Origin of the sequence: Pseudarthrobacter sp. NPDC058119 (assembly GCF_042884655.1) — a bacterium.
Taxonomy (GTDB): domain Bacteria; phylum Actinomycetota; class Actinomycetes; order Actinomycetales; family Micrococcaceae; genus Arthrobacter.
Genome location: NZ_JBHVTN010000002.1, coordinates 14,111 through 39,365 on the forward strand (window position 1 = coordinate 14,111; position 25,255 = coordinate 39,365).

The window sequence follows — 25,255 nt, forward strand, 5'->3', positions numbered from 1 at the left end:
AAAAACTTAGGTGGTGGTGTGGGCCTGCGGCGCGGTGGCGTCGCCTGCCCGCTGGTAGAACCATTCGATGTGCTCGCGCAGCAGGCGCGCGGCGAGCTCGCCGTCGCGGGATTGCACGGCATCGAAGATTCCGTGGTGTTGGGTGCGCAGGACTTCCAGGACGTCCGGCCAGTCCTCCATGGCGTCCATGGATCCCTTGACATAGTCGACGATTGAACCGCTCAGGGACTCCATGACGGTGGCCATCACCTCGTTGCCCGCAAGCGAACTCAGAGCCACGTGGAACCGGGCGTCCAGCTCGTGGAAGGCTGCCCGGTCCACCTCGGGGTGGTCCATGGCCTCAAGCAACTGGGCCGCCTGTCCGCGCTCCGCGTCGCCGCCCTCGCGCTCCGCGCCGGCGCGGGCAGTCCAGGTTTCCAGGAGGATGCGGGTTTGGACGATGTCCTCGACCGGCAGGCGGTTGCTGGCGACGTGCAGCCGGAGGGCGGAGGAGAGCCCGGCGGACGGATCGGAAACGACGATGGCACCGGAGGTGGGGCCGGAGCCCACCGAACTGCGGACCACGCCCATGGCGTCGAGGATACGGATGGCCTCCCGCACGGACGCCCTGGAGATGCCGTAGCTTTCCGCCAGCGTCCGTTCGCCCGGGAGCCGGTCGCCGACCTTGATCTTGCCGGCCCGCAGGTCCGCTTCAATGTCTTTCAGCAGTGCGTCGTGGGTTCGACGGCGGGGGGCTGCTCCGGCTGCGGCGGTTGTCACGGGCGATCCTCTGGGGTGGGGGAGTGCGGGCCGCGGTGGACCCGCACTCCGGTTTTGCGCGGTTAATGGCCGCGGGTACTGGCTAGGGGAGCATCCAGCCCAGGACGGGGGTGGACTGCAGGAAGACGATGGTGCACAGCACCAGAAGCAACCCCACGCTCCATCCGACTACCTTACGCAGAAGGACCGACTCCTGGCCGTCAAGGTTGACGGCGGTGGCGGCGATGGCGAGGTTCTGCGGGCTGATGAGCTTGCCCACCACCCCGCCCGCCGTATTGCCGGCCACCAGCAGGTTCGGGTCAATGCCGGCATTGACACCGGCGGTCTGTTGCAGCTTGGCAAACAGTGCGTTCGCGGAGGTGTCCGAACCGGTAACGGCCGTGCCCAGCCAGCCGAGCACGGGGGAGAGGAATGCGAAGAAGCTCCCGGTGCCGGCCAGCCACACGCCGATCGAGACCGTCTGGCCCGAGTTGTTCATGACGTAGGCAAGGGCAAGCACCGTGATGATGGTGAGGCCGGCCCAGCGCATCTTGAAGATGGTCCGCCCGATCTCGGCCACAGCGTTGCCTACCGTCATGGGGAAGCGGCCGCGGTCATCGAAGCGGGCGTAGACCGCCGCCACAATCAGGCCCGTGATCAGCAGGAGCGTGCCGGGGCTGGACAACCACTGGAAGACGTAGACCGTGGAGGACAGCGGCTTGCCGTCCGCACCCACCAAGGCGTCGTGGAGGATCGGCCACGGGATCTTGATATCCGTGGCCGCGAGGGCTGCGGGAAGGTCGACGCCGAGCTTCCACAGTTTGGCAATGCCGAACACCACAATGACCAGGAAGTAGGGGAACAGTGCGAGCCAGGTCCGTCCGGGGGTAAGGCGTTCGCCGGCGGCAGTCTCCACAGTGGCGACGTTGCCCGTACCGGCGCTGCGGGTTCCGTTGGTTCGCGGCGTGCCGCCCGCGGCAACAGCCTCCGCGGCCACGCCCAGCCGGTCACGAGCCGCCGCCGTGCCCAGGGGCTTCCACATCCGGAAGAACAGGACAGCCGCGCCCAGGCCGACCAGTGAGGCCATGATGTCGGTGAGTTCGTACGAGAAGAAGTTGGAGCAGAGGAACTGGGCTGCAGCGAAGGAGAAGCCGACGACCAATGCGGCAGGCCAACAGTCCTTTAGGCCTTTGCGGCCGTCCAGGATGAAGAGCAGGATCAGCGGGACGAAGGTTGCCAGCAGCGGCGCCTGGCGGCCCACCATGGAGCCGATGTCCGTCGCGTGCAGGCCAGTCAGCCCGGCGGCGGTGGTGATCGGGATGGCCATGGCGCCGAAGGCGACGGGCGCGGTGTTGGCCACCAGTACGGCGGCGGCGGCCCGCAGCGGAGGAAGGCCGAGGGCCAGCAGCATGGTGGCCGTGATGGCCACCGGAGCGCCGAACCCGGCAAGGGCTTCGAGCAGCCCGCCGAAGCAGAAGGCGATCAGGACACCCTGCAGGCGGACGTCGCCGCCGCCGATGACGTCGAAGACGCGGCGGAGGTCCTCAAAGCGGCCGCTGAGCACCGTCACCTGGTAGAGCCAGACGGCCATGACCACGATCCACAGCACGGGGAAGGCGCCGAAAACGCCGCCCTGGGTTGCGGACAGGAGCGCCAGGCCGGCCGGCATCTTGAACGCCAGGATGCCCACCACCAGGGCCACCAGCAGGGCAAACCCGCCGGCCACGTGGGCTTTGGTTTTGGCGACGGCGAGCAGGAGAAAGAAGGTCAGCAGCGGCAGCAGGGCAACGATGGCCGACCAAGCGACGCTGTTCAGCACCGGGTCAGTGCTGGGGGTGAAGTGGTCCACAGAGTTCCTCCACATTGAGGGTGTTGGGGTTGTGTTTGGTCAGACCACAATGGTCCGACCACGGAAGTGTAGCCCACAATTTCCAACAGGTGTGAGCGGCTTCACCATTTGATCCGGGGTTGTAAGTGGCTGGCGTCACGTGGTCTACTGTGGTCAGACCATACGAACAACCCTCATTCCCGGAAGGCCGCCATGAGAATTGCCTTGTTCGCCACCTGCATCGTGGATGCGATGTATCCGGCCACGGCGAAGGCCACCGTCAGGATTTTGGAGCGCCTGGGACACGAAGTGGTGTTCCCAGCGGGCCAGGCCTGCTGCGGCCAGATGCACGTCAACAGCGGTTACCTGAAAGAGGCCGTCCCCGTGGTGGCCAACCACGTGGCCGCCTTCGATTCTGCGGACTACGACGTCGCCGTCGCCCCCTCCGGCTCCTGCGTTGCCTCGGTGAAGCACCAGCACCCCATGGTGGCCCGCTCCTGCGGCGACGCCGCGCTGGAAGCCCGGGCCACCGCCGTCGGGGCCAAAACCTACGAACTTTCCGAACTGCTGGTGGACGTGCTGGGCGTGACCGACGCCGGCGCCCAGCTGGGCTCCTACTTCCCGCACCGGGTCACCTACCATCCCAGCTGCCACGGCATGCGCCTGCTGCGGCTCGGGGACAGGCAGTCCCGCCTGCTGCGGACCGTGCAGGGGATTGATCTGGCCGACCTGCCCGAGGCGGACCAGTGCTGCGGCTTCGGCGGCACGTTCTCCATGAAAAACGCCGATGTTTCCTCGGCCATGCTCCAGGACAAGGCGGCCAACGTCGAAGCCACCGGCGCCGAACTCTGCACCGGCGGGGACGCCTCCTGCCTGATGCACATCGGCGGCGGACTCTCCCGGCAGGGCAGCTCCACCACCACCCTCCACCTGGCGGAAATCCTCGCAAGCACCATGGAAGAACCAGCGTCCGTGACCGGCGAAGTCCGCGTCTCCACCGGAAAGGCCCTCCGATGACCACCTTTTTGGGAATGCCCACACTGCCGGTCTTCGGCTCGGGAAACCTGTTCGCAGGCGAATCCTTTCCCAAGGCGGCGCACCGCGAACTGGGCAACGCCCAGCTGCGGGCCAACCTTGGCCATGCCACGCACACGATCCGCGACAAGCGCCAGGCCGTGGTCTCCGAACTGCCCGACTGGGAGCAGTTGCGCGACGCCGGCTCCGCCATCAAACAGTCGGTGATGGCCAGGCTGCCCGAACTGCTGGAGGAGTTCGAGAAGAACTTCACCGCCCGCGGCGGCGTGATCCACTGGGCCCGCGACGCGGGGGAGGCCAACGAAATCGTGGCCGGACTGGTCCGGGAGACCGGCGAAACCGAAGTGGTCAAGGTCAAGTCCATGGCCACGCAGGAGATCGGGCTCAACGAGTACCTCGAGGAGCAGGGAATCGAGGCCTTCGAAACGGACCTCGCCGAGCTCATCGTCCAGCTGGACCACGACAAGCCCAGCCACATCCTGGTGCCGGCCATCCACAAGAACCGCACCGAAATCCGGGACATCTTCCTGCGTGAAATGCCCGGAGCCGATCCGGCGCTCACCAACGATCCGCCCGTCCTGGCCATGGCCGCCCGCGAGCACCTGCGCCGCAAGTTCCTCACCGCCAAGGTGGCTGTGTCCGGGGCAAACTTCGCCCTTGCAGATTCCGGCACCCTGGCCGTCGTCGAATCCGAGGGCAACGGCCGCATGTGCCTCACCCTGCCGGAAACCCTGATCACGGTGATGGGCATCGAGAAGCTGCTGCCCACGTGGCAGGACCTGGAAGTGTTCATGCAGCTGCTCCCGCGGTCTTCCACCGGGGAGCGGATGAACCCGTACACCTCGCTGTGGACGGGTGTGACGGAGGGTGACGGGCCGCAGAACGTGCACCTGGTGCTCCTGGACAACGGCCGCAGCGCCGCGCTCGCGGATGAAATGGGCCGCTCCGCGCTGCACTGCATCCGCTGCAGCGCCTGCATGAACGTCTGCCCCGTATATGAGCGGACGGGCGGGCACGCCTACGGCTCCACCTACCCGGGGCCCATTGGCGCGATCCTTTCCCCGCTGCTGACCGGCATCGAGGCCGAGGAAAACAACTCCCTGCCCTACGCGTCCTCCCTCTGCGGTGCCTGCTACGACGCCTGCCCGGTGAAGATCAACATCCCCGACATCCTGGTGCACCTGCGCAGCGTGGACGTGGACAGCAAACGCGGGACCAAGAAGGTCCCCAGCCAGATGGACGTGGGCATGAAGGCGGCGTCCTGGGCGCTTTCCTCCGGCAAGAACCTGGGCCTGGTGGAGAAGGGACTGCCGCTGGGCCGCCTGGCCGCCGGACGGGACAAGAAGATCAAGAAGCTGCCCGGCATCGCCGGCGGCTGGACCCAGAGCCGCGACATCCCGGCGCCCCCGGCCCAGTCCTTCCGGGACTGGTGGGCCAAGGAGCACACGTCCACCGCGCCGTCGCAAGCCGCGCCGTCCCAAGACGATAAGGAAACCCAGCAATGACCGCACGCGAAGACATCCTCTCGCGGGTCCGCGCCGCGCTGCAGGACAGCCCGGAGGCGGCGCAGATCCCCCGGGAGTACCGGTCCGGGTCCGGGATGGATACAGACGAGCTGATCGACCTCCTGGTAGACCGGCTGGTGGACTACAAGGCGCAGGTGGCCGTGGTGCCGGAATCCGGGGTGCCCGCCACGATTGCGTCGCTCCTTGAAGGGGCGCGCAGCTACGTGGTCCCCGAAGGGCTCGACGGGGGCTGGCTGGCAGGGATGGACGACGGCGAGACCACGTCCCGCCGTCGCGTCGACTCTTCAGCGGAACCGCTCAGCGTCACCGACCTGGACGGAACCGACGCCGTGGTGACCGGCAGTGCGGTGGCCGTGGCCGAGACGGGAACCATCATTTTGGACGGCAGCGCCAACCAGGGCCGCCGTGCCATCAGCCTGGTCCCTGACCACCACATCTGCGTGGTCAAGGCCGCGGACATCGCCGGCATCCTGCCCGAAGCGCTGCGCCGGATCGACGGGACCCGGCCCATCACCATGATCAGCGGGCCGAGTGCCACCAGCGACATTGAGCTGGAACGCGTGGAGGGGGTCCACGGCCCGCGCAGGCTGGATGTCATCATTGCCCGCTAGAGTTTTGCCATGACCAACGCTGCTCTGGACACTTCTGCACTGCGGCCTGTCTACTTTCTTTCGGACAGCACCGGCATCACCGCGGAAACCCTGGGGAATACGCTGCTGACGCAGTTCCCCGTAGACAACTTCGACCGCGTCACCATCCCGTTCATCACCACCGAGGAACAGGCGCGGTCCGTGGTGCGGACCATCGACGGCCTGGCCGCAACCGGGCCGCAGCCGCTGGTCTTTTCCACCGCCGTCAGCAGCGAGATCCGGCAGATCCTGGCCGGCTGCAAGGGCGCCATGGTGGACCTGATCGGCACCCACGTGGGAGTCCTGGAGGAGGCGCTCGGCCATCCGGCAAGCGGGGAACCGGGCAGGGCCCACGGGCTGGGGAACGCCGCGCGCTACCAGTCCCGGATGGCGGCGGTGGAGTACGCGATGGAGCACGACGACGGGCAGAGCCTGCGGGCGCTGGAGAAGGCCCAGGTGATCCTGGTGGCCCCGTCCCGGTGCGGAAAGACGCCCACCACCATGTACCTGGCGCTGCAGCACGGGATCTTCGCCGCCAACTTCCCGCTGGTGGATGAAGACTTCCAGAGCGACGGGCTGCCCAAGCCCCTGAAGCCATTCGTGTCGAAGTGTTTCGGCCTGTCCTCCAACCCGCTGCGCCTCAGCCAGATCCGCACCGAGCGCCGGCCCAGTTCGCCGTATGCGTCGCTGCGGCAGTGCGGGTTTGAGCTCCGCAGCGCCGAGCAGCTGTACGTTTCCCACCGGATTCCGTACCTCAACTCCGCCACCGTTTCCGTGGAGGAAATGGCAGCAACCATCCTGCAGCGGATGAACCTGAAGCACTGACGAAAATATTCACAAACGTGGTGTGTCGCACATCATGTGGAAACTAAGCGGCAGACCTGAAACTGTGGACAGGGTTTTTCTTCCGGCCGGCACTACCGTGGGTGGCCGGCCCTGCCTACGCCACCCCACTGCAAAGGAGCAGCAAGCATGACGACAGACGTTCTGTGGTTCTCTGAACTCGGACTCAAAGACCTGGACAAGGTGGGCGGCAAGAACGCCTCCCTGGGCGAGATGGTGCAGAACCTGACCTCCGCCGGTGTCCAGGTCCCGGACGGTTTCGCCACCACGGCGGACGCGTACCGCAGGTTCCTGTCCGATTCCGGCCTGGACCAGAAGATTGCCGACCGCCTGGTGGGGCTGGACACCGATGATGTGACGGCCCTGGCCGCGGCCGGCCAGAAAATCCGCGCCCTGGTCCGCGAGACGCCCTTCCTGCCGGACTTTGAGGCGCAGGTCCGCGAGGCCTACCAGCAGCTGGTGGACAAGCACGCCGGATCGGCCGACCTTTCCTGGGCTGTCCGTTCCAGCGCCACCGCCGAGGACCTGCCCGATGCCTCCTTCGCCGGCCAGCAGGAAACCTTCCTGAACGTCCGCGGGATCGAGAACATCCTGCAGGCCATCAAGGACGTCTTCGCCTCCCTCTACAACGACCGCGCCATCGCCTACCGCGTGCACCACAAGTTCGAACACGCCGAGGTGGCACTCTCCGCCGGCATCCAGCGCATGGTGCGCTCCGACGTCGGCGCTTCCGGCGTCATGTTCACCATGGACACCGAGTCCGGCTTCCAAGACGCCGTGTTCGTCACCTCCTCCTACGGGCTGGGCGAAGCCGTGGTGCAGGGCGCGGTGAACCCGGATGAGTTCTACGTCTACAAGCCCGCCCTCGAGGCCGGGCGCCCGGCGATCCTCAAGCGCGGCCTGGGCGAGAAGGCCCTGCAGATGACGTACACCAACAACAGCGAGATCGGCCGCACCATCGACTTCGTGCCGGTGGAGGACTCCCTGCGCGCGCGTTTCAGCCTGACGGACGACGACGTGGAGCAGCTCGCGCGGCACGCCGTCGCCATCGAGAAGCACTACGGCCGCCCCATGGACATTGAGTGGGGCAAGGACGGGACCGACGGCGGCCTGTACATCCTGCAGGCACGCCCGGAAACCGTGCAGTCACGCCGCGCCCCCGGCAGCATGAGCCGGTTCCGGCTGAACGGCAGCGGGCCCGTACTGGTGGAAGGCCGCGCGATCGGCCAGCGGATCGGAGCCGGCAAGGTCCGGATCCTCACCTCCATCGACCAGATGGCCTCCTTCCAGACCGGCGACGTCCTGGTGGCGGACATGACCGACCCCGACTGGGAACCCATCATGAAGCGGGCCTCCGCGATCGTCACCAACCGCGGCGGACGTACCTGCCACGCGGCCATCATCGCCCGCGAACTGGGGATTCCCGCCGTCGTCGGCACCGGCAACGCAACCGACACCCTGTCCGACGGACAGGAAGTCACTGTCTCCTGCGCCGACGGCGAGACCGGCGCCATCTACCAGGGCCTGCTGGACTTCAGCGTTGAGGAAACCGGGATCACCCAGCTGCCAGAGGCGCCGGTGAAGGTCATGATGAACGTGGGCACGCCGGAGCAGGCGTTCACGTTCGCGCAGCTGCCCAACCACGGCGTGGGCCTGGCCCGGCTCGAGTTCATCATCAACCGGCAGATCGGCATCCACCCCAAGGCCCTGCTGAACCTGGAGAGCCAGCCGGAGGACGTGGCCGCCGAAATCCGGCAGCGGATCAGCGCCTACGACAGCCCCCGTGAGTACTACATCAAGCGGCTTGCCGAGGGCGTGGCCACCATTGCCGCGGCCTTCGCCCCGGAGCCGGTGATCGTGCGCATGTCCGACTTCAAGTCCAACGAGTACGCCAACCTCATCGGCGGCCCGGCCTACGAGCCGCACGAAGAGAACCCGATGATCGGGTTCCGCGGCGCGTCCCGCTACCTGGAACCGTCCTTCCGGGACTGCTTCGACCTCGAGTGCGAGGCCCTGTCCTTCGTCCGCAACGAGATGGGCCTGACCAACGTCAAGCTGATGATCCCGTTCGTGCGGACCCTGGACGAGGCGCAGGGCGTCATCGAGCTGCTTGCCGAGAACGGCCTGCGCCGCGGCGAAAACGGCCTTGAAGTGATCATGATGTGCGAGCTGCCCTCCAACGCGCTGCTGGCCGATGAGTTCCTGGAGCACTTCGACGGCTTCTCCATCGGCTCCAACGACATGACCCAGCTGACCCTGGGCCTGGACCGCGACTCGGCCATCGTTGCCAACAGCTTCGATGAGCGGGACGCTGCCGTGAAGAAGCTGCTGAGCATGGCCATCAAGGCTTGCCGCGCCCGTGGCAAGTACGTGGGCATCTGCGGCCAGGGCCCCAGCGACCACGCTGACTTCGCTGAGTGGCTGGTCAAGGAGGGCGTCAACTCCGTCTCCCTGAACCCGGACACCGTGGTGGACACCTGGCTCCGGCTCGCCGGCGCGTCGGAGGAAACTCCGGACGTTGCCGCAGCTGCCGCCGTTTAGCGCCTAGCCAGTTACCCCTGGGCCGGTTCGGGCAGCAGCCCGAGCTGGCCCAGGAGTTCCAGCTGGTCGAAGTAGGCCCGGTGCGAGGTGATCACGCCGTCCTTCACCGCAGTGACGTCGCAGCTCCTGACCTTTACCTGCCGTCCGGTGGGCGGAAGCCTACCGCCGGCAGGCAGGCCCAGCTGCCCAGTGTTCGTGCCCACCACAAAGCCCTCGGCAATGGCCGCGTCCCCGGCCTCATGCGTGGCTGTCCTGTCGTACCTGACGTCCGGCATCGCCTCCCAGAAGTGTGCGTAGTAGTCCGCGATCGCCGTCCGTCCGCTGAGGCCGGCCTGGTCCGGAGTCCGGATGACCGCGTCCTCGGCATAGCAGCCGGCCAAAGCATCCCTGTCCTTGGCGTCCATGGCCGCCATCAGGCGGTCCATGGCATCGCGTGCCTGTCCCATGTGAGCCTCCAGTGAGTGCCGCAGCCGGGCCCGTTGCCCGGCGTCCGTAAGGGGAACTTACGACGGCGGCACGCACCGTTGCGATCCCCTCACCGGGGGTTTCGGTGCATGCCGGAAACCCCCACATTAGGGGATTGCCGCGCGGGCCGCCGGGACGATACTGGAGGTATGTGGGAGGATCGCGCGGAGCGTGCCCGGCGGGAAATCGCGTCCATGGCGGCCGCCGGGATGGACCTGGCCGACCTCTATGCGTCGGCGCTCGCCGTCGTGCAGCGGGAGGTGCCGTTCGAGCAGGGGTGCTGGGCCGGCGTCGACCCCGATTCGATGGCGATGACCTCCATTTCCAACTGGCGGCCGTGGCCGGTGTCCAGCCACCAGTTCGAGGAGTATTTCCTGCGGTTTGCCCAGTCGGAGTACACAGGCCGGGAACCGAACACGTTCGTGGAGCTCCTGCGGCGTCCACGGCCCGTGGCCAGGATCTCCGACGCGCCGCACCGGGAGGTGGCCGGCAGCGTCCGGATCAACGACCTGCTCAGGCCACTGGGCTTGGAACACGAGCTCCGCGCCGCGTTTAGGGTGGACGAGGCGTGCTGGGGAGTGGGCAGCATTTTCCGGGCAGCGGGCCGGGATTTCACCGACCGGGAGGTGGAGTTTCTCTCCGCCATCACCGCCACCCTGGCCGCGGCGACCCGCGCCGTGGTCCGCGCGGCGCGCGCCGCCGGGCCGGCCGCCGTCGGGCCCGTCATTGTCCTGGCCGGGCTGCACGGCGACCTGCGCGCCGCTACTCCCGCGGCCGCTTCTTGGCTCGCCGCCGTGGAGGACGCGGCGCCGGGGCGCTTCAGCCAGACGCTCTACGCGGTGGTGGCCCAGGCCCACGCGGCAGTGTCCGGGACCGCCCGGGCAAGGATGCGGGACGCCGGGAACAACTGGGTGGTGCTGCAGGCCAGCAGGCTGATCACCGGCGATGACCCGGAGCAGATGGTGGTCACCGTGGAACCGGCCACAACCCATGAACTCGCCAGCCTGCTGCTGATGGCGTACGGCGTCACAGCCCGGGAACGCGATGTGTGCCTCGAGGTGTTGACGGGCAGTTCGACGGCGGAGATCGCCCGGCACCTGTTCATCTCACCGCATACCGTCCACGACCACCTGAAATCGGTCTTCGGGAAGGTGGGGGTCGGCAGCCGGGGAGAGCTGGTGGCACGGCTGGTGGCGTGAAACGAGGGGAGTTCCGATGCACGCCCTGACGGAATCGGTGCGCAGGCACCCGTTGCCGTGGTACTTCGGCGTGACCTTCTTCCTGTCGTGGGGCGCCATTGTGCTCGCCGTGCAGCTGGCCACGGGCGGGCTCTCGCCCACCCCGGAACAGTTCCAGCTCACCCTCCCCGCCACCGTGCCGGCCATGCTGCTGGGACCCGCGGTGGCCAGCCTCGTCCTCACTGGAATTGCGTCGGGCCGGGAAGGTTACCAGGACCTCTTGGGGCGGCTGCTCATATGGCGGGTCGAGGGGCGCTGGTACCTCTTCGCCCTGCTGGTCGCCCCCGTGACCCTTGCCGCCCCCGTGCTGGTCCTCTGGATATCCTCCCCGGATTACGCGCCGCGGATTGCCACGGAGCCGGACAGGGCAGGAACCCTGGTCATGGCCCTGGTGCTCGGCGTGGTGGTGGGTCTTCTTGAAGAAATCGGTTGGACCGGGTTCGCCATTCCCAGGGCCAGGCAGCACTACGGCGTTCTTTGGACCGGGCTGCTGGTGGGCGTGGCGTGGGGCGCCTGGCACTTCTTCGTGAACTACTGGGGCGGCGGCGGGACGAACGGCGGGGTGCCGCTGGCGGTCTTCATGTCGCTGTGGCTCGTGTCGGTGCTCGTCGGCCAGCTCACGGCGTACAGGGTGCTCATGGTGTGGGTTTACGACCATACAGGAAGCGTGCTGGTGGCAGCGCTGATGCACGCGAGCCTGGCGGCCTTCCAGTTCATCCTCAACCCGCTGGCACCTGGGGTTCCCCAGCAGGTCTATCCGTGGGGCCAGGCTGCATCAATGTGGCTGCTGGTCGCGGCGGTGGCACTGACAAGCCGGGGAGAGATGACCGGTCCGCGGCGCTTCCTGCCCCTCCACATCCGGCCACCGCACAGGCCGCCGCGCCGGCGGAGGTAGCCTCGGCGCCGCCACACCGAGGCTCCTTCCTAATTTCCCCGCCCAGCCCTCACTGCACTTCCCGGCGGGTTCCCTCGGGGGTGAAGCGCACTGCCGTCGCCGCCGCGCCCAGGACACCAATCCAAAAGACCCCGATAAGCCAGATGCTTCCGCCGCCTGCGAGGCTCAGGCCGGTAACGATGAGGGGCGTGAAACCGGCCCCAAGCATCGAAGCGCCCTGGTAGGCGAGCGAGGACCCCGTGTAGCGGTTGCGTGTGGGGAACTGCTCGGCGACGTAGGCGGCGATGGGTCCGTAAAGGAAGCCCTGGACGAGTCCGTTTCCGAGCACGATCGCGAGCCCGAAGCCCCAGAGTGTCCCGTTGGTGATCAGGATGAGGATTGGGTACGTGAGGACGATGCCGAGAATGGAGGCACCGATGAGGACCCGGTTGCGGCCGATCCGATCGCTGAGGCGCGCCGAGTAGAAACAGATGACGAGGGTCAGGACTGCAGCGGCGGCCTTAATGTTCAGCACGCCGTTCTTATCGGCGCCGTTCTCCACTGCCACGGATACGCCCCACACTGTGGTCATCGCCTGGCACACATAGAAGGCTGTGGTGGCAGTCAGTCCGAGGAGCACCGCACGGGAGTTGTTGCGCAGGACGTCGAGCAGCGGGACCCTGTGTTGTTCACCGGCCGACTGAAGCTGCTGGAACGCGGGAGTCTCGGAGACCTTAAGGCGGATCACCAGGCCGGCGATGATCAGGACGGCACTCAGCAGGAACGGAACCCGCCAGCCCCAGGTAAGGAACCCTGGGCCGGACAGGGCCGCGAAGAGTGAGAGGGCCAGTGTTCCGAGTATGGCCCCGGCCGGTCCGCCGGCATTGGCGAAGGCGGCCGCGAATCCGCGGCGCTCCGCAGGAGCATGCTCGATCGCCATGAGGGCGGCGCCTCCCCATTCGCCGCCGACGGCGACCCCTTGGATCAGGCGCAGGACCACCAGGGCAACCGGGCCTGCCATGCCGGCCTGCGCCGTAGTCGGCAGGAGGCCGATCGCAACGGTGCCGAAGCCCATGATCAGCATCGAAACCACGAGCATCTTCTTCCGTCCCAGCCGGTCACCGAAGTGGCCGAAGACGACGCCGCCGAGCGGCCGCGCGAGGTAGCCCACCGCGAGCGTGGCGAACGAGGCAAAAAGCGAGAACCCTGGGCCCAGGCCGGCAAAGAACACCTTGTCGAACACCAGCGACGCCGCCGTTGCATAGAGCATGAAGTCGTAGTACTCGATGGCGCTGCCGATGAAGGACGAGCCGAGGATGCGGCGCATGTCCTTCGAGTTCAGGGAGACGGACTGGCCGTCGGTGGCGAGCGGGATTGTGGAAGCCATGTCTTTTCCTGACGTTTCAGTTAGCGGCGCTGGGAGCCGAAAGGGATGATGTCCAGGTCGTTGGGCAGGGCGAAGCGGCCTGAGAAGTGTTCGCCTGCTTCCCGCCACACCCGATCGGGTGCATGGCCGGGGACGAGGTGGTGCAGGGCAAGTTGACCGGCGCCGGCGGCCTCCGCGGCCTTGGCGGCGTCGCGCACGCTCGTATGTGATTTGTAGTGATGGTCGCGTGCGGCACGCGAGGCGCTGTCCGCCTTGTCGCCGTAGAGCTGCTCGACCCAATCGAAGTCGATTGCCTCGTGCAGCAGAAGATCGGTGTCCTGGGCAAGGGTGACCAGATTCTGCGTGAAGCACGTGTCCCCGGAAATGGTCACAGAACCTCCCGCGGTATCGAACCGGAACGCGAACGCCGGGGCAACGGGGGGATGCTCCACGAGGATGGCGGTCACGGTCACGAGTTCGTCGCGGTAGACCTCGAAGGGGTCCATCTGCGGAGTCGGGTTGTTGTTGGGGTGGTATCCGACCCCGTCCGGAATACAAATATCCTCGGCCTGGAAGACGTCGAGGGGGCTGGGCTTCAGGCTGTCGAGGATGCGGTCGTTAAGGTCCGTTGCGTGTGCAGCCATCAGCATCTTGAACATGTCCCGGGTCCCCGGCGTGGGGTTTGAGGGGGCGAGGGGCGCGGGGGCGACGACGGCCCGCGGGGACACCGGAGGCAGTGCGCCGCGGTCTCCGGGTCCGATGATCCGGACGGGATCGCTGGTCCGGTGCTGCAGCGCGTAGAGGCCGAAGATGCCGATGCCGGCGAGGTCATACACGTGGTCGGAGTGGAGGTGGGTAATGAACAGCGCCCGGAGGTCCTTCAGGTCCAGGCCCGCCTGGGCAAGACGCCGGCCCGCTCCCTGGCCGCAGTCAACGAGGTAGAACGTGTCGCCGACCACCACGGCCGTTGCGATACCGGTCCGTTCGCCCGAATCGGCCGCCGCCCACCAGCGTGGGCCGCCGGCGGTACCGAGAGTGATCACGTACGGGGAGGAAGAATGCGCCATGGGAATCTCCTTTGGTTCGAGGCTGGTTTCAAGTGTGCTTTGGCGCACATCATTTGTATAATCAATCAATTTGAGCAGTATGATCAGGAAAACTTATGGCTGCCGAATTCACCCTCCGTCAACTGCAGTACTTCGTCGCTGTCCTCGACGCGGGCTCGGTCACCGACGCTGCCAGGAACAGCAACATCTCCCAGGCCGCAGCCTCCATGGCGATCGCCCAACTGGAGCGGGCCCTCGGCGTCGAACTCTTCCTGCGGACCCGGTCCAAACGGGTGGTGCCTACCGCTGCGGGCGAGGCGCTCGGTGCCCGGGCCCGCCGCGTCCTGGGAGAGGCGGCTGAAATCCCGGATGCTGTCCGCGCGGGGTGGGAGGAACTGCGTGGACGGGTGTCAATCGGTTGCATGGTGGCCATCAGTCCGCGCCTGATGCCGCGGCTCCTGGCCGAGGTAGGCAGGCGCTGGCCGGAAATTGAAGTGGACTTCACCGAAGGTGCCGCCGAGGAACTGCAGCAGGCTGCCGCCGGCGGTTCCCTTGACGCGGCATTCATCTATTCGCTCCAGGCTGTTCCAGGCGTGGACCTGATCCCCGTTGCTGAATCCCGCATGCACTTCCTCCTGCACGCCAAGCACCCGCTCGCGAACCGGAAGTCGCTTCATTTCGCGGACCTCGCTGACGAGGACGCGGTCCTGTTCAACGTTCCACCCAGTGCCGAGCGCGTCCTGGCGATGTTCCAGTCCGCCGGCATCGAGCCGCGTGTCCGGTGGCGGAGCGTGGTGTCGGAAACCATCCGCGGCATCGTTGCCAGCGGGCAGGCTTACAGCGTCAACAACGTCTGGGCCGGGATGGAACACCTCTATCCGGAGTCAGGCGTCTGCCTGGTCCCCGTGGCGGACGATGTGCCGTCAAATGGCGTGGTCGCTGCAGTGCCGCCAGGCGGCCGTCGGCCCCGCAGGGTTGACGTCGTCATCGAGGTGGCCAGGAGGATCGCGAGTGGAGTGGCTACCGAGTCCTGACCTTCCGGTGGCTGAGGCCGCCTAAGCTTTCTCCGCCAGGATCTGCTCCCGCAGGATGTCCGCGTGGCCGCAGTGCTGGGCAAGTTCGCGCAGCATGTGCAGGTACAGCCAGCGCAGCGGAACGGGTCCCCGACGGTTCCCGGTCACCACGTCATCCAGGCCAAGGGGAGCTGCCGCGGTACGGGAAGCCGCGCAGGCCTCCCGGTGGGCTGCCCGGACGGACTCGATGGTGTCGCCGTCGTCCAGGATGTATGACTCATCCGGTGTGGCGGGGATGCCGATCTCGCGGCGCGGGCGTCCCGTGAAAGCCTCATCGAACCAGACCTTTTCCACGAAGGTGGCATGCTTCACCAGGCCCAGCAGCGTGGTGCTGGATAAGACCAGCCGGCGCCGTGCCTGCTCTTCGGTCAGCCCGTCCAGGCACGCGTCCAGCGCGGCCCGGTGCTCGTCCAGGAAGAACTCGAACTGGACGCGCTCAGGCTCGTTGATGACGTCGTCCATGGAGTGGAAGTGGGATGCCATACGCAGACCCTAGCAAGCGGACCCTCACCCCCGCCGTTCCGGTGGGCGCCGGTGCCGGTGGTGGAGTTCGTAGTGGTCGAACACGTCGGAGGACGTGTCGCCCACATGGCCGAACTTTCCGCGCAGCACACCGGCCAGATCCTCCAGCGCCGCGTAGAGCATCCGCCCGGCAAACCGGAGTTCGGTGTTGTCGCTGTCCTGGGCCTCCGACGCCAACTGGTGGGCGTAGGCGAGGGTGGCCGGGAGCGATCCGCGCTGCTCCACCTCATGGAAGTAGTAGGTTTCGTGGAACGACAAAAGGTCGATGCTGACGGACGCCACGTTTTCGGCCATCGACTCCAACAGCGCCGCCGCGTGGCGGGCTTCCAGTGCGGCGATGCCCGCGGGTCCGGCTGCTTCCCGGAACAGGTTCAGCTGGTGCGCCAGGGCGCGGCGCCGGCTCAGTGCCGGGTAGGTTTGCAGGATCCAGGAAACCGTGGCCGTGAGCAGGCCAAAACCGGCCACCGCCTGGAAAGCCATCACCAGCCGGAGTACCGGATGGACTGCGACGATCTCGCCGAATCCAGCGGTGGAAAGTGCCACCAGTGAGATATACAGCGCCTCGGCGAAGTCGGCCTGGCGGGGAATGCCGTTGGAGTAGGAGAAGCCCGCCGGCAAATGCGGAAGGTACAGGAGCGCCCAACCCACCGCGGCCAGGGTAGCCCAGGCGGCGATGACCGCAGCCATGGCCAGCGGCGCGGCGGCGGAGGACGCACCGCCCCTGAGCTTTTTGGACAGGAGCCAGAACCCGCGCATGATGGTCCTGCCCACCGGTCCAGAACCATGCGGATAAAGCAGGGTGCGGAAGACGTCGGCGATCATCAACAGGATCAGTGCCGCGCCAACCGCCGTCAACAGCACGCCCTCGAGGTCCATCCCTCATCTTAAGTGCCCCGGGATCAAGTGCCGCGGAGTGCCCGGTCCGCTGGCTAGGCTGGCGCCATGGACTTTCACCTTCGCCAAGCCACACCGGACGATGCCGAAGCGGTGGTGCTCATGCAGACTCAGGCGCACGAGGAGTGCTACCCGCACCTGCTGTCACCGGAGTTTTTCCGGCGGCGCAGGGCGGCCATCCCGGAACGGGTGGAACGGCGTCGGGCCTTCCTGGATACCAACGAGCCGCGCATCCTTGCGTTCGACGCCGCAAACCAGCTGGTGGGCTACGCGGACGCCGGTCCAGGCCGCGAGGACGATGCCCCTGAAGCGCTGGAACTGTACTCGATCTACACCCTCCGGCGGACCTATGGGACTGGCCTTGGCGCAGCGCTGGTGGGCGCCGCCGTCGGCCCCTCTCCCGCATACCTGTGGGTGCTGGAGGACAATCCCCGCGCCCTGGCCTTCTACCTGAAGCAGGGGTTCCGGCCGGACGGGAAGCGCAATACCCTCCCGCCCGAATGGGAGGCCCTGCCCGAATTCCGGCTGGTGCGGGCGGGGCTTACAGCGCCTGCGCCAGGGACCGTCCAACAGTCAGGCCGGTAAAGATGCAGCCGCCCAGGAAGGTGCCTTCCAGCGCGTTGTACCCGTGCGCGCCACCGCCACCGAACCCGGCTGCCTCGCCCGCGGCGTACAGGCCGGGAACGGAACGGCCACCGTGCCCCAGCGCCTGGCCGGAGAGGTTGGTTTGAATCCCGCCCAGCGTTTTGCGCGTGACCACATGCAGCCGCACGGCGATCAGCGGGCCCGCTTCATGGTCCAGGATCCGGTGCGGCTTCACGGTGCGGAACAGCCGATCGCCCAGGAAGCGGCGGCTGTTGCGGATGCCCGTCACCTGCGTGTCCTTGGAATAGGGGTTCCGGATTTCTGCGTCCCGCTCGTCGATCTGCCGCTTGAGCTGCCCGTAGTCCAGCAGCGGCTGCTCCGTCAGCCCGTTCATCCCGCGGACCAGGTCCACGAGGTTGTCTGCCACCACGAAGTCTGCGCCGCGTTCCTTGAAGGCCTCGATGGGGCCGCCGGCGCCGCGGCCCAGCCGGGTCTTCAGGAGCAGCTTGAGGTCCCGGTTAGTGATGTCCGGGTTCTGCTCGGAGCCGGAGAGGGCGAACTCCTTCTCGATGATCCGCTGGTTGAGGATGAACCAGGAATGGCTGTGCTGCTGAGTGTCCGGCGTGGTCCGCAGGAGCCGCAGGGTGCCCAGGGTGTCGTAGCCGGGCAGGCCGGGGGAGGGGAGCCGCCTGCCCACCGCGTCGAACCACAGGGACGACGGGCCGGGCAGGATGCGGATGGCGTGGTCCGGCCAGATGGGGTTCCAGTTCTGGATGCCCTCGGTGTAGTGCCACATGCGGTCGCGGTTCACCAGGCGGACGCCGGACTGGTCCGCGATGTCCAGCATCCGCCCGTCCACGTGCTGCGGCACCCCGGTGACCATCTTCTTCGGCGGCGTCCCCAACCGCTCCGGCCACCAGCGGCGCACCTGGTCATGGTTGCCGCCGATCCCGCCGGACGCGACCACCACCGCCTGCGCCCGGAGTTCAAAGCCGCCAACAACATCCCGGGTGGAGGGCACTCCGCGCGGGGACGCGTCAGGTGCCAGCACCGCGCCCCGCACCCCGGTGACCGTGCCGCCGTCGTACGTTAGACCGTCCACCCGGTGCCGGAAATGGAACCGGACGCTGCCCGCCGCAGCCGCCGCCCGCGCCTTGTCCGCGAACGGTTCGGACACCCCGGTGCCGGTGCCCCACGGGACGTGGAAGCGGGGGACCGAGTTGCCGTGGCCGCCGGCCCTGCCGTCGCCCCGCTCGGCCCAGCCCACCAGCGGGGTGAACCGGATGCCCTGCTCCTGCAGCCAGGCCCGCATCCCGCCGGCGGCGAACTCCACGTAGGCGCGGCCCCACTGTTGTGCCCACTCATCTTCCGGGTGGGGGCCGGAGAGCCGGTCCCACTGCGCCGAGCCCTGCCAGTCCTGCCACGCCAGCTCGAAGGAATCCTTGACGCCCAGCCGGCGCTGCATCGGGGTGTCCACCAGGAACATGCCGCCCAGCGACCAGAACGCCTGGCCGCCCAGGTTGGCGGCGTTCTCCTGGTCCACGATGGCTACGCGTTTGCCGGCGCGGACCAACTCGTTGCTGGCCACCAGCCCGGCCAGGCCGCCGCCGATGATGATGACGTCCGCGTCCATGCGATTCCCTTCCGGAGTGGTCCCTGCCGGGGACAGCCTAAGCCAGCCTCAGTCAAACTCCCGCGTTGTACACGTCGAGTCCGAAGCGGTTCAGTCCCGGCGTTCCGGCGTAACCCAGGTACGGCAGGCCGAACGTGTCTTCGATGCTGGCCAGCAGGCTGTAGTGGTTGTACGGCGTGGTGGACCAGGTGCCGCCCTTGGTAAAGGGGGAGAGGACCAAGGCTCCCACCCTGCCGCCACCCATTCCGGTGATGCCGGGCAGGGCAGCGTTGGGTCCGGGGCCTTCTCCGCAGCAGGCGCTGGCGTCGGATTGCGGCCCGTCGGACTCGTCGAAGGTGATCACCAGGACGCCGTCCTGCTTGAACGCAGGGGAGGACGTGATGGCCGGAACCCACTGCTTGAGCCACTCATCGGCGCTCGCCAGACCGCCCGGCTGCCCGTCGACGCAGGGGGAATCGTGTCCGTCGTGGCACAGGTTGGGGGTGATCATCGACAGGTTGGGGGTGGTGGCCGCCGAGGCAAGGTCCGTCTTCAGGGCGGACAGGTCGACGTCGTTCGCCGCGCAGTCCGGGGACCCGGTGATCCCGGCGAAGTACACGAACGGGTTGTGCCGCGCCGCATACTGGTCTCCCACCTTTGCCTTCTGGGTGTCGTCAACGGCGCCCAGGGCAGGGTGCCGGCATGGCGTGCCCATGTCCTCCATGTAGCCCTTCCAGGTCTTGCCGGCCTCCTTCAGCTGGCCGGCGACCGTGGGCACGGTGTCAGGGAAGACGCAACCATCGCCGACAGCCTGGCCGGGATTGGCCGTGCCGGTGCCCACGAACGGCGTATAGCTCTGGCAGTCGGCCTGCATCTGCGGGTTGGGTCCCTGTCCGGAGATTTGGGCCACGTAGTTGGGCTGGGAGTTGTGGGCGGTGCCGTAGTACTGGTTCAGCAGGACGCCCTGGCTGCGCAGGGTCTGGGAGAGATAAGGAGCGGCCGACGCCGGGCCCCAGGTTTCGTCGTAGCCCTTGTTTTCGAGGTTGATCACGAAGACGTGGTTGGCACCGGGCAGGTAGCCCTGGCTTGATGAGGCGGTTGCTGGGGTGGTGGCGGCGGCCGGGTTGAGGGTTGCCGCGGTGCCGCCGACAGCGGCGGCAATCACGGCCAGGGCGGCGAGGGTGGCACGGAGTTTCATTTTCACGGGAGCTTCCATCCGTCAGCGAGTGCTTTTTCTTTCAGGCCGGACCATTCCTCGGCCGGGGGCGGGCCCACCGGGGTGCAGGCGGGACCGGCCACAAAGGGCGGGACCAGGTACGTGGGCGCAGCCAGGTTTGCGGGGGTGCCGAAGTCCAGGACCTCGGCGATGTTGCGCGCCGCCTTGTCGCGTGGTGTCAGGAGAGCAAGGTTCCAGCGCCATTCGATGGCCTTCAGGACCGAGGTGTGGTCGTAGACGTCGTGGGCCACGTACCGGCGGCGTGCCCGGGGCGAGACCACCAGGGACGGAACCCGGAAACCGCGGAGGGCCGTTTCGGGGCTGCTGTCCGGCGCCGTGGCGGGTGCCACGTGGTCATAGAAGCCGCCCCACTCGTCGTAGTTGACCACCAGCATGGTGTTGGCCCAGCCCGGGCCGGACGTGACCGCGTTGTAGACCTCGGCGAGGAACGTCTCGCCGGAACGGATGTCGGCATGGGGATGGTCGTCCCCGGAGGTTCCGGAGCCTTCGTCGGTGAAGCGCGGATCCACGAAGGAGACGGCAGGCAGGGCCCCGGCGGAGCAGTCCGCAAGGAACTCCGCGTAGGGGCGGGAGATGCCTTGGTACTTGGTTCCCCACAACGCCGTGAAGGGGATGTCGCCGTAGTAGTACTTGCCGGAAACGCCTGCCGCGGCCAGCCGGTCCCAGATGGTGGGGAGGGTGGAGGTGGCGGATGAGTTGTGGATCCGGTCCGTGGCCGCGGCGTGCTGGTAGAAGCGGTTCGGGTAGGTTTCGGCCATGGTGGCGGCGAAGTAGCGGTCGCAGACGGTCCAGTCGGGTCCGGCCTGGCGCCAGAAGTCCAGATCGGCTTCGCCGTAGTAACCCACCGCGAACTCGTCGTTTTCGCCGGCCCGCAGCCAGCCGTCGTTCTTGCCGTTGTTGTACTGGATCCGGCCGCCCTCGTAGGAGTGGTCCGGGTCCGGGTGGCCGCAGCCCTGGAAATCGGCCAGGTGGTAGGTGGAGTGCGGGAAGCCATAGCGGTCGGTGTAACTGAGCCCTGACTGCTTCCCGTCCGCCCCCGGCATCCAGCCCAGGAAGTGGTCGAAGGAACGGTTTTCCATCATCACCACGATGATGTGTTCAATGCCGGAGTCACCGGGTGCAGGAAGTGCGGGCGGCGCGGCTAAGGCCGGCTGGAAGGCGCTGCCGGCGGCCAGGGTGGTGGCAGCAGCAGTTCCCGCGGCTCCCAGGAAGTGGCGTCTCGAAAGATTCACGTCTGATTCCTTGCAGGTCTGATGGGCGGCGACGCGGGCACGCCCCCATCCTGGGCCGGTCGCCGGACTGTAAGTTACTGGTCGGTAAGGTTTGCAGTCACCCAGTAGATCACGGAGAGGTTACGGCCCCGGCGTAAACCGGAGTCCGTTCATGGAGAGTTCACCGGACGTTCCCGTACCTGTCCCGTGGGTCCCTGTCTGGGGCCGGAGCGCCGCTCGCCGTGAAATCACCGCCGTTCGGCGCGCCAACAGTACGTTTGCTGATGATTTGCATGATGATTGCCCAAGGCAAGGGGCCGGGCTCACTAAGGCCTTTCGCCTCTGGATCGATCAGACATCGACGTCTTCGACAAGCAAAGGGAAACAACCATGGGCTTCCTGGACCGTGACCACTCCATCGCGCCGCCGGGCTTCAACCGCTGGTTGGTGCCCCCGGCGGCGCTCGCCGTCCATCTGTGCATTGGACAGGCCTACGCCACCAGCGTGTACAAGACCGCACTGGTCAAGCACTTCGGCACCAGCCTGACCGAGGTGGGGGTCATCTTTTCCATCGCCATTGTGATGCTGGGCCTTTCCGCCGCGGTCATGGGTACCTGGGTGGACACCAACGGCCCGCGCAAGGCGATGTTTACGTCCGCCATGTTCTGGGCCGGCGGCTTCCTCATTGGCTCGCTGGGCATCTTCACCCGCCAGCTCTGGCTGGTCTACCTGGGCTACGGCGTGGTGGGTGGCATCGGACTGGGCATCGGCTACATCTCACCCGTGTCCACGCTGATCAAGTGGTTCCCGGACCGGCCTGGCCTGGCCACCGGCATGGCCATCATGGGCTTCGGCGGCGGCGCACTGATCGCCAGCCCTGTCTCGCAGGCCCTGCTCAAGGCGTACGACCCCAACTCCGGGGCGCAGGGCTGGGTTGCCAGCGGCGACGCCGTGGGCAAGCTCTTCCTGACCCTCGCCGTCGTCTACCTCGCCTACATGCTGTTCGGTGCGTTCACCGTCCGGGTGCCCGCCGATGGCTGGCGGCCCGCCGGGTTCGACCCCGCCAAGGTCAAGTCGGCCAAACTCGTGACCACCGAAAACGTCTCGGCGAAGAACGCCATCAAAACCCGGCAGTTCTGGCTCGTGTGGGTGGCGCTGTTCTGCAATGTCACGGCGGGCATCGGCATCCTGGAGCAGGCGGCGCCCATGATCCAGGACTTCTTCCGGCAGCCGGACGGGAAGTCCCTGGTCAGTGCAGGCGTCGCCGCTGGCTTCGTGGGGCTGCTGTCCATTGGCAACATGTCCGGCCGGTTCGCCTGGTCGGCCACCTCCGACGTCACCGGCCGCAAGCGGATCTACATGGTGTACCTGGGCGTGGGGGCCGTGCTGTACACGGTGCTGGCACTTGCCGGGTCCAGCGCCACGGCCCTCTACGTGGTACTCGCCTTCATCATCATCTCGTTCTACGGCGGCGGCTTTGCCACCGTCCCGGCGTACCTCCGGGACCTGTTCGGGACTTTCCAGGTGGGCGCCATCCACGGCCGGCTGCTGACCGCGTGGTCGGCTGCCGGTGTGGCAGGGCCGCTGATCGTCAACAGCATCCTGGACGCGCAGGGCAAGCCCGGCCAGCTGACGGGCGCGTCCTACCAGCCCGCCCTGCTGACCATGGTGGCGCTGCTGGTGGTTGGGTTCGCGGCCAACCTGCTGGTCAAACCCGTGGACTCACGGTTCCACGAATCCCGTTCCGAGCAGCACCTATCGACGAAGGAGGCCTGACATGGGCAGCACCGCAAACACCCATGCCGCGCAGGAGCCGGTCAACAAGTCCACCGGCAGGCTGGTCCTGGCCTGGGTGCTGGTGGGAATCCCACTGGCCTACGGCGTATTCCAGACACTCACCCAGGTGGCCGCCCTGTTCGGCTAAACCTTTGGCTTGAGCGTCACACTGGCCCAGTTTTCAGGCACGAACGCCCGCGAAACCGTTGGATTTGCGCCGTTCCGCCCCGAAAACTGGGCCAGTCTGTGCGCCGGGCGGCACGCAGCTTCAGGCCACGGCAGGTTTCATGAGCCGGCGGCGCAGGATGGTGGCGGCCACCCAGGTCACCAGGCTGCAGGCCGCGGCTCCCCAGAGGACGTCCGTCACCGCCACCAGTGCGGTGAAGTCCTTCAGCACCGCAAAACCGGTCAGCGCCCATGTGGCATAGGTGAAGAAGCCGAACAGGGCCGCCCCGGTGACCCGCTGCCGCAGCGTGGCCCCGGCGTCGTTCGGCCGGACGCCGTAGTGCACCATGCCCGCCACGAAGACGGCATAGAACAGCACCGCACCGGGCAGGTTGGCCTTGGGCGCCAGTAGGTGGCCGATCTGGCTCTGGTACAGCGGATTGGCTACCAGCAGGATCCACGCCACGTCCAGGACTGCGAAAATCAGGGCGCTGACAACATACGCGGCCAGCCAGTTCTTGGTGCGGGGACTCATGGGGGACTCCTTGCAGTCGGATGCCGTGCGGGAGTGGTTCGCAGCCAGGGCCGGGGGTGGACTGCCGAAACCCGAACGCAGTACACCTCTACCCATACAATCCCGCGCCCGCTCCGAACACTCAGTGGACAAGGCCACCCTGGCTGAGTTGTTGTTGGATGCAACCGTGCCCGGAGGGGCGCGAACGGGACCGGCCGTGCAGCAGCGCGCGGCGGCCCAGGGGAAAGGAAGCTGTCTGTGAACGAAAAGAGCCGCAAGGCGCTCATCAGCACCGTCGTTGCCGTGGTGGTGGCCGTGCTCATCGCCCTTGCTGGAAGCCAGGGCGGATCCAGGATTGGCGGCTTCCCGGTGTTTGCGCTGGGGGTGGCCATTGCCTTCGTGATCCAGTGGCTGGTGTTCATCCCCTCCTACAAGGCGCAGACGGAGAAGTTCTACGACCTCACCGGCGCCCTGACTTACATTTCCATCACGGTGTTCCTGGTGCTGGCGTCCCCGGGCGTGGACGCCCGCGGCATGCTGCTGGCCGTCATGGTGGTGCTGTGGGCCGCGCGGCTGGGCAGTTTCCTGTTCCTGCGGATCAGCAAGCACGGCAAGGACGACCGCTTCGATGAACTCAAGCCTGACTTCTTCCGCTTCCTGAACACCTGGACCATCCAGGGCCTGTGGGTGGTGCTGACCGCTGCGCTCGCATGGGTGGCCATCACCTCGGACAAGAAGGTGGGCCTGGACGGGTTCTTCTGGGTGGGCCTCCTGGTCTGGCTCGCGGGCATCACCATCGAGACCACCGCGGACGTGCAGAAGAACCGGTTCAAGGACGATCCCGCCAACAGGGGCCGCTTCATCAGCACCGGCCTGTGGTCCAAGTCCCGCCACCCCAACTACTTCGGCGAGATCACCCTGTGGGTGGGCGTGGCCATCATCGCGCTGCCCGTCCTGCAGGGCTGGCAGTGGGCGGCCCTGGTCTCGCCGGTGTTCGTGGCGCTGCTGCTGACCAAGGGCAGCGGCGTTCCGCCCCTGGAGAAGAAGGCGGACAAGAAGTGGGGCGGCCAGGCCGACTACGAGGAGTACAAGAAGAGCACCCCGGTGCTGGTGCCAAAGCTCAAGTAGGGCCTGCGCCGTCAGGACGGCCGACGGCGGCACCCGGGTTGGGTGCGGCCGTCCCGCCCGCCACTGGGGAGTTGAGGGACACCCCATCGGCCGGGTTAGGGAAGTAGCGTGCATACCCGGAAGCAGGTACCGGGTACTCGTGACATGTACCGGGGGGTACCCCTAATCTTCGAGGACAGCGCGGTCAAGCAGGGGCCGGGTGCGCTGCGCGTGCTGCTGGGGCATGGAGTCTCAACTCCAGGGAGCGACATTGCGAGATAACGGATTTTTTGGCATCGGCGGCCCCAGAGGCAACCGTAGGACTTCCCGGCGTGGCGACACGGGCGGTGGTGGTCCGGGAGGCCGCCATCACGACGGGTTTCGGGATATCCGGCCCCAGGCCCTTCTGACAGCCGCCCTCCTGGCGCTG

The 25,255-nt window shown here is 67.2% G+C and carries 23 protein-coding genes; 12 read left to right on the forward strand and 11 right to left on the reverse strand.

The window, feature by feature from the left end:
• Nucleotides 1–6: 6 nt before the first annotated feature.
• Both ACFVTD_RS05085 and ACFVTD_RS05090 read right to left on the reverse strand, forming a co-directional pair.
• Nucleotides 7–759, reverse strand: a complete 753-nt coding sequence (locus ACFVTD_RS05085; RefSeq protein ID WP_387559045.1) for a FadR/GntR family transcriptional regulator — start codon at nt 757–759, stop codon at nt 7–9.
• A gap of 82 nt (nt 760–841) precedes the next feature.
• On the reverse strand, nt 842–2,587 hold the full coding sequence (locus ACFVTD_RS05090; RefSeq protein WP_387559047.1) for an L-lactate permease: 1,746 nt from the start codon (nt 2,585–2,587) through the stop codon (nt 842–844).
• A gap of 192 nt (nt 2,588–2,779) precedes the next feature.
• Between ACFVTD_RS05090 and ACFVTD_RS05095 the strand changes: the two genes are divergently transcribed.
• From ACFVTD_RS05095 to ppsA, 5 genes are all read left to right on the forward strand, one after another.
• The gene (locus tag ACFVTD_RS05095) at nt 2,780–3,583 is read left to right on the forward strand and encodes a (Fe-S)-binding protein (RefSeq protein WP_387559050.1); all 804 of its coding nucleotides are present in this window, start codon (nt 2,780–2,782) and stop codon (nt 3,581–3,583) included.
• The gene (locus ACFVTD_RS05100) at nt 3,580–5,106 is read left to right on the forward strand and encodes a LutB/LldF family L-lactate oxidation iron-sulfur protein (RefSeq protein ID WP_387559053.1); all 1,527 of its coding nucleotides are present in this window, start codon (nt 3,580–3,582) and stop codon (nt 5,104–5,106) included. The genes ACFVTD_RS05095 and ACFVTD_RS05100 overlap by 4 nt, the downstream gene beginning before the upstream one ends.
• Entirely contained in the window at nt 5,103–5,738 is a 636-nt protein-coding gene (locus ACFVTD_RS05105; RefSeq protein WP_387559056.1) for a lactate utilization protein C, read from the forward strand. Before ACFVTD_RS05100 ends, ACFVTD_RS05105 begins: the two co-directional genes overlap by 4 nt.
• 9 nt (nt 5,739–5,747) lie before the next feature.
• Nucleotides 5,748–6,581, forward strand: a complete 834-nt coding sequence (locus ACFVTD_RS05110; RefSeq protein WP_387559059.1) for a pyruvate, water dikinase regulatory protein — start codon at nt 5,748–5,750, stop codon at nt 6,579–6,581.
• 147 nt (nt 6,582–6,728) lie between these two features.
• Complete coding sequence (ppsA, locus tag ACFVTD_RS05115; protein ID WP_387559062.1) at nt 6,729–9,140, forward strand: phosphoenolpyruvate synthase; 2,412 nt, start codon at nt 6,729–6,731, stop codon at nt 9,138–9,140.
• Between the two features lie 11 nt (nt 9,141–9,151).
• Here the strand turns inward: ppsA and ACFVTD_RS05120 are convergent, their stop codons facing one another.
• Complete coding sequence (locus tag ACFVTD_RS05120) at nt 9,152–9,586, reverse strand: nuclear transport factor 2 family protein (RefSeq protein WP_387559065.1); 435 nt, start codon at nt 9,584–9,586, stop codon at nt 9,152–9,154.
• 168 nt (nt 9,587–9,754) lie between these two features.
• Between ACFVTD_RS05120 and ACFVTD_RS05125 the strand changes: the two genes are divergently transcribed.
• On the forward strand, nt 9,755–10,804 hold the full coding sequence (locus ACFVTD_RS05125; protein ID WP_387559068.1) for a response regulator transcription factor: 1,050 nt from the start codon (nt 9,755–9,757) through the stop codon (nt 10,802–10,804).
• A 16-nt stretch (nt 10,805–10,820) separates the two neighbouring features.
• Complete coding sequence (locus tag ACFVTD_RS05130) at nt 10,821–11,738, forward strand: CPBP family intramembrane glutamic endopeptidase (protein WP_387559071.1); 918 nt, start codon at nt 10,821–10,823, stop codon at nt 11,736–11,738.
• A 49-nt stretch (nt 11,739–11,787) separates the two neighbouring features.
• Here ACFVTD_RS05130 and ACFVTD_RS05135 read toward each other — a convergent pair whose 3' ends face one another.
• Nucleotides 11,788–13,104, reverse strand: coding sequence for an MFS transporter (locus ACFVTD_RS05135; RefSeq protein WP_387559074.1), 1,317 nt, complete (start codon nt 13,102–13,104; stop codon nt 11,788–11,790).
• 20 nt (nt 13,105–13,124) lie between these two features.
• Nucleotides 13,125–14,150, reverse strand: a complete 1,026-nt coding sequence (locus ACFVTD_RS05140; RefSeq protein ID WP_387559077.1) for an MBL fold metallo-hydrolase — start codon at nt 14,148–14,150, stop codon at nt 13,125–13,127.
• Nucleotides 14,151–14,245: 95 nt separating this feature from the next.
• Here ACFVTD_RS05140 and ACFVTD_RS05145 point away from each other — a divergent pair, with 95 nt between their 5' ends.
• Nucleotides 14,246–15,163, forward strand: a complete 918-nt coding sequence (locus tag ACFVTD_RS05145) for a LysR family transcriptional regulator (protein ID WP_387559080.1) — start codon at nt 14,246–14,248, stop codon at nt 15,161–15,163.
• Between the two features lie 21 nt (nt 15,164–15,184).
• On the opposite strand, the gene ACFVTD_RS05150 is transcribed toward ACFVTD_RS05145, so the two are convergent.
• Nucleotides 15,185–15,685 carry a DinB family protein gene (locus ACFVTD_RS05150; protein ID WP_387559083.1) on the reverse strand — a complete coding sequence of 167 codons (501 nt, stop codon included), beginning with the start codon at nt 15,683–15,685 and terminating at the stop codon, nt 15,185–15,187.
• A 24-nt stretch (nt 15,686–15,709) separates the two neighbouring features.
• Nucleotides 15,710–16,600, reverse strand: a complete 891-nt coding sequence (locus tag ACFVTD_RS05155) for an ion channel (protein WP_387559086.1) — start codon at nt 16,598–16,600, stop codon at nt 15,710–15,712.
• A 66-nt stretch (nt 16,601–16,666) separates the two neighbouring features.
• Between ACFVTD_RS05155 and ACFVTD_RS05160 the strand changes: the two genes are divergently transcribed.
• Nucleotides 16,667–17,203 (forward strand): GNAT family N-acetyltransferase, encoded by a 537-nt coding sequence (locus tag ACFVTD_RS05160; protein WP_387559089.1) that lies wholly within the window; start codon nt 16,667–16,669, stop codon nt 17,201–17,203.
• Here ACFVTD_RS05160 and ACFVTD_RS05165 read toward each other — a convergent pair.
• The 3 genes from ACFVTD_RS05165 to ACFVTD_RS05175 are packed head-to-tail and all read right to left on the reverse strand — an operon-like array spanning nt 17,160 to nt 21,284.
• A complete protein-coding gene (locus ACFVTD_RS05165; RefSeq protein WP_387559092.1) occupies nt 17,160–18,836 on the reverse strand; it encodes an FAD-binding dehydrogenase in 1,677 nt (558 codons plus the stop codon). The genes ACFVTD_RS05160 and ACFVTD_RS05165 overlap by 44 nt on opposite strands.
• Before the next feature lie 52 nt (nt 18,837–18,888).
• On the reverse strand, nt 18,889–20,013 hold the full coding sequence (locus tag ACFVTD_RS05170; protein ID WP_387560502.1) for an alkaline phosphatase family protein: 1,125 nt from the start codon (nt 20,011–20,013) through the stop codon (nt 18,889–18,891).
• Nucleotides 20,014–20,015: 2 nt separating this feature from the next.
• The gene (locus ACFVTD_RS05175; RefSeq protein ID WP_387559095.1) at nt 20,016–21,284 is read right to left on the reverse strand and encodes an alkaline phosphatase family protein; all 1,269 of its coding nucleotides are present in this window, start codon (nt 21,282–21,284) and stop codon (nt 20,016–20,018) included.
• A gap of 369 nt (nt 21,285–21,653) precedes the next feature.
• Between ACFVTD_RS05175 and ACFVTD_RS05180 the strand changes: the two genes are divergently transcribed.
• Both ACFVTD_RS05180 and ACFVTD_RS05185 read left to right on the forward strand, forming a co-directional pair.
• A complete protein-coding gene (locus ACFVTD_RS05180) occupies nt 21,654–23,039 on the forward strand; it encodes an OFA family MFS transporter (RefSeq protein ID WP_387559098.1) in 1,386 nt (461 codons plus the stop codon).
• A gap of 1 nt (nt 23,040) precedes the next feature.
• Complete coding sequence (locus tag ACFVTD_RS05185; protein ID WP_387559101.1) at nt 23,041–23,187, forward strand: hypothetical protein; 147 nt, start codon at nt 23,041–23,043, stop codon at nt 23,185–23,187.
• 120 nt (nt 23,188–23,307) lie between these two features.
• Here ACFVTD_RS05185 and ACFVTD_RS05190 read toward each other — a convergent pair whose 3' ends face one another.
• A complete protein-coding gene (locus tag ACFVTD_RS05190) occupies nt 23,308–23,739 on the reverse strand; it encodes a DUF2177 family protein (protein ID WP_387559104.1) in 432 nt (143 codons plus the stop codon).
• Nucleotides 23,740–23,976: 237 nt separating this feature from the next.
• Between ACFVTD_RS05190 and ACFVTD_RS05195 the strand changes: the two genes are divergently transcribed.
• Entirely contained in the window at nt 23,977–24,846 is an 870-nt protein-coding gene (locus ACFVTD_RS05195) for a DUF1295 domain-containing protein (RefSeq protein WP_387559107.1), read from the forward strand.
• Nucleotides 24,847–25,255 lie beyond the last annotated feature (409 nt).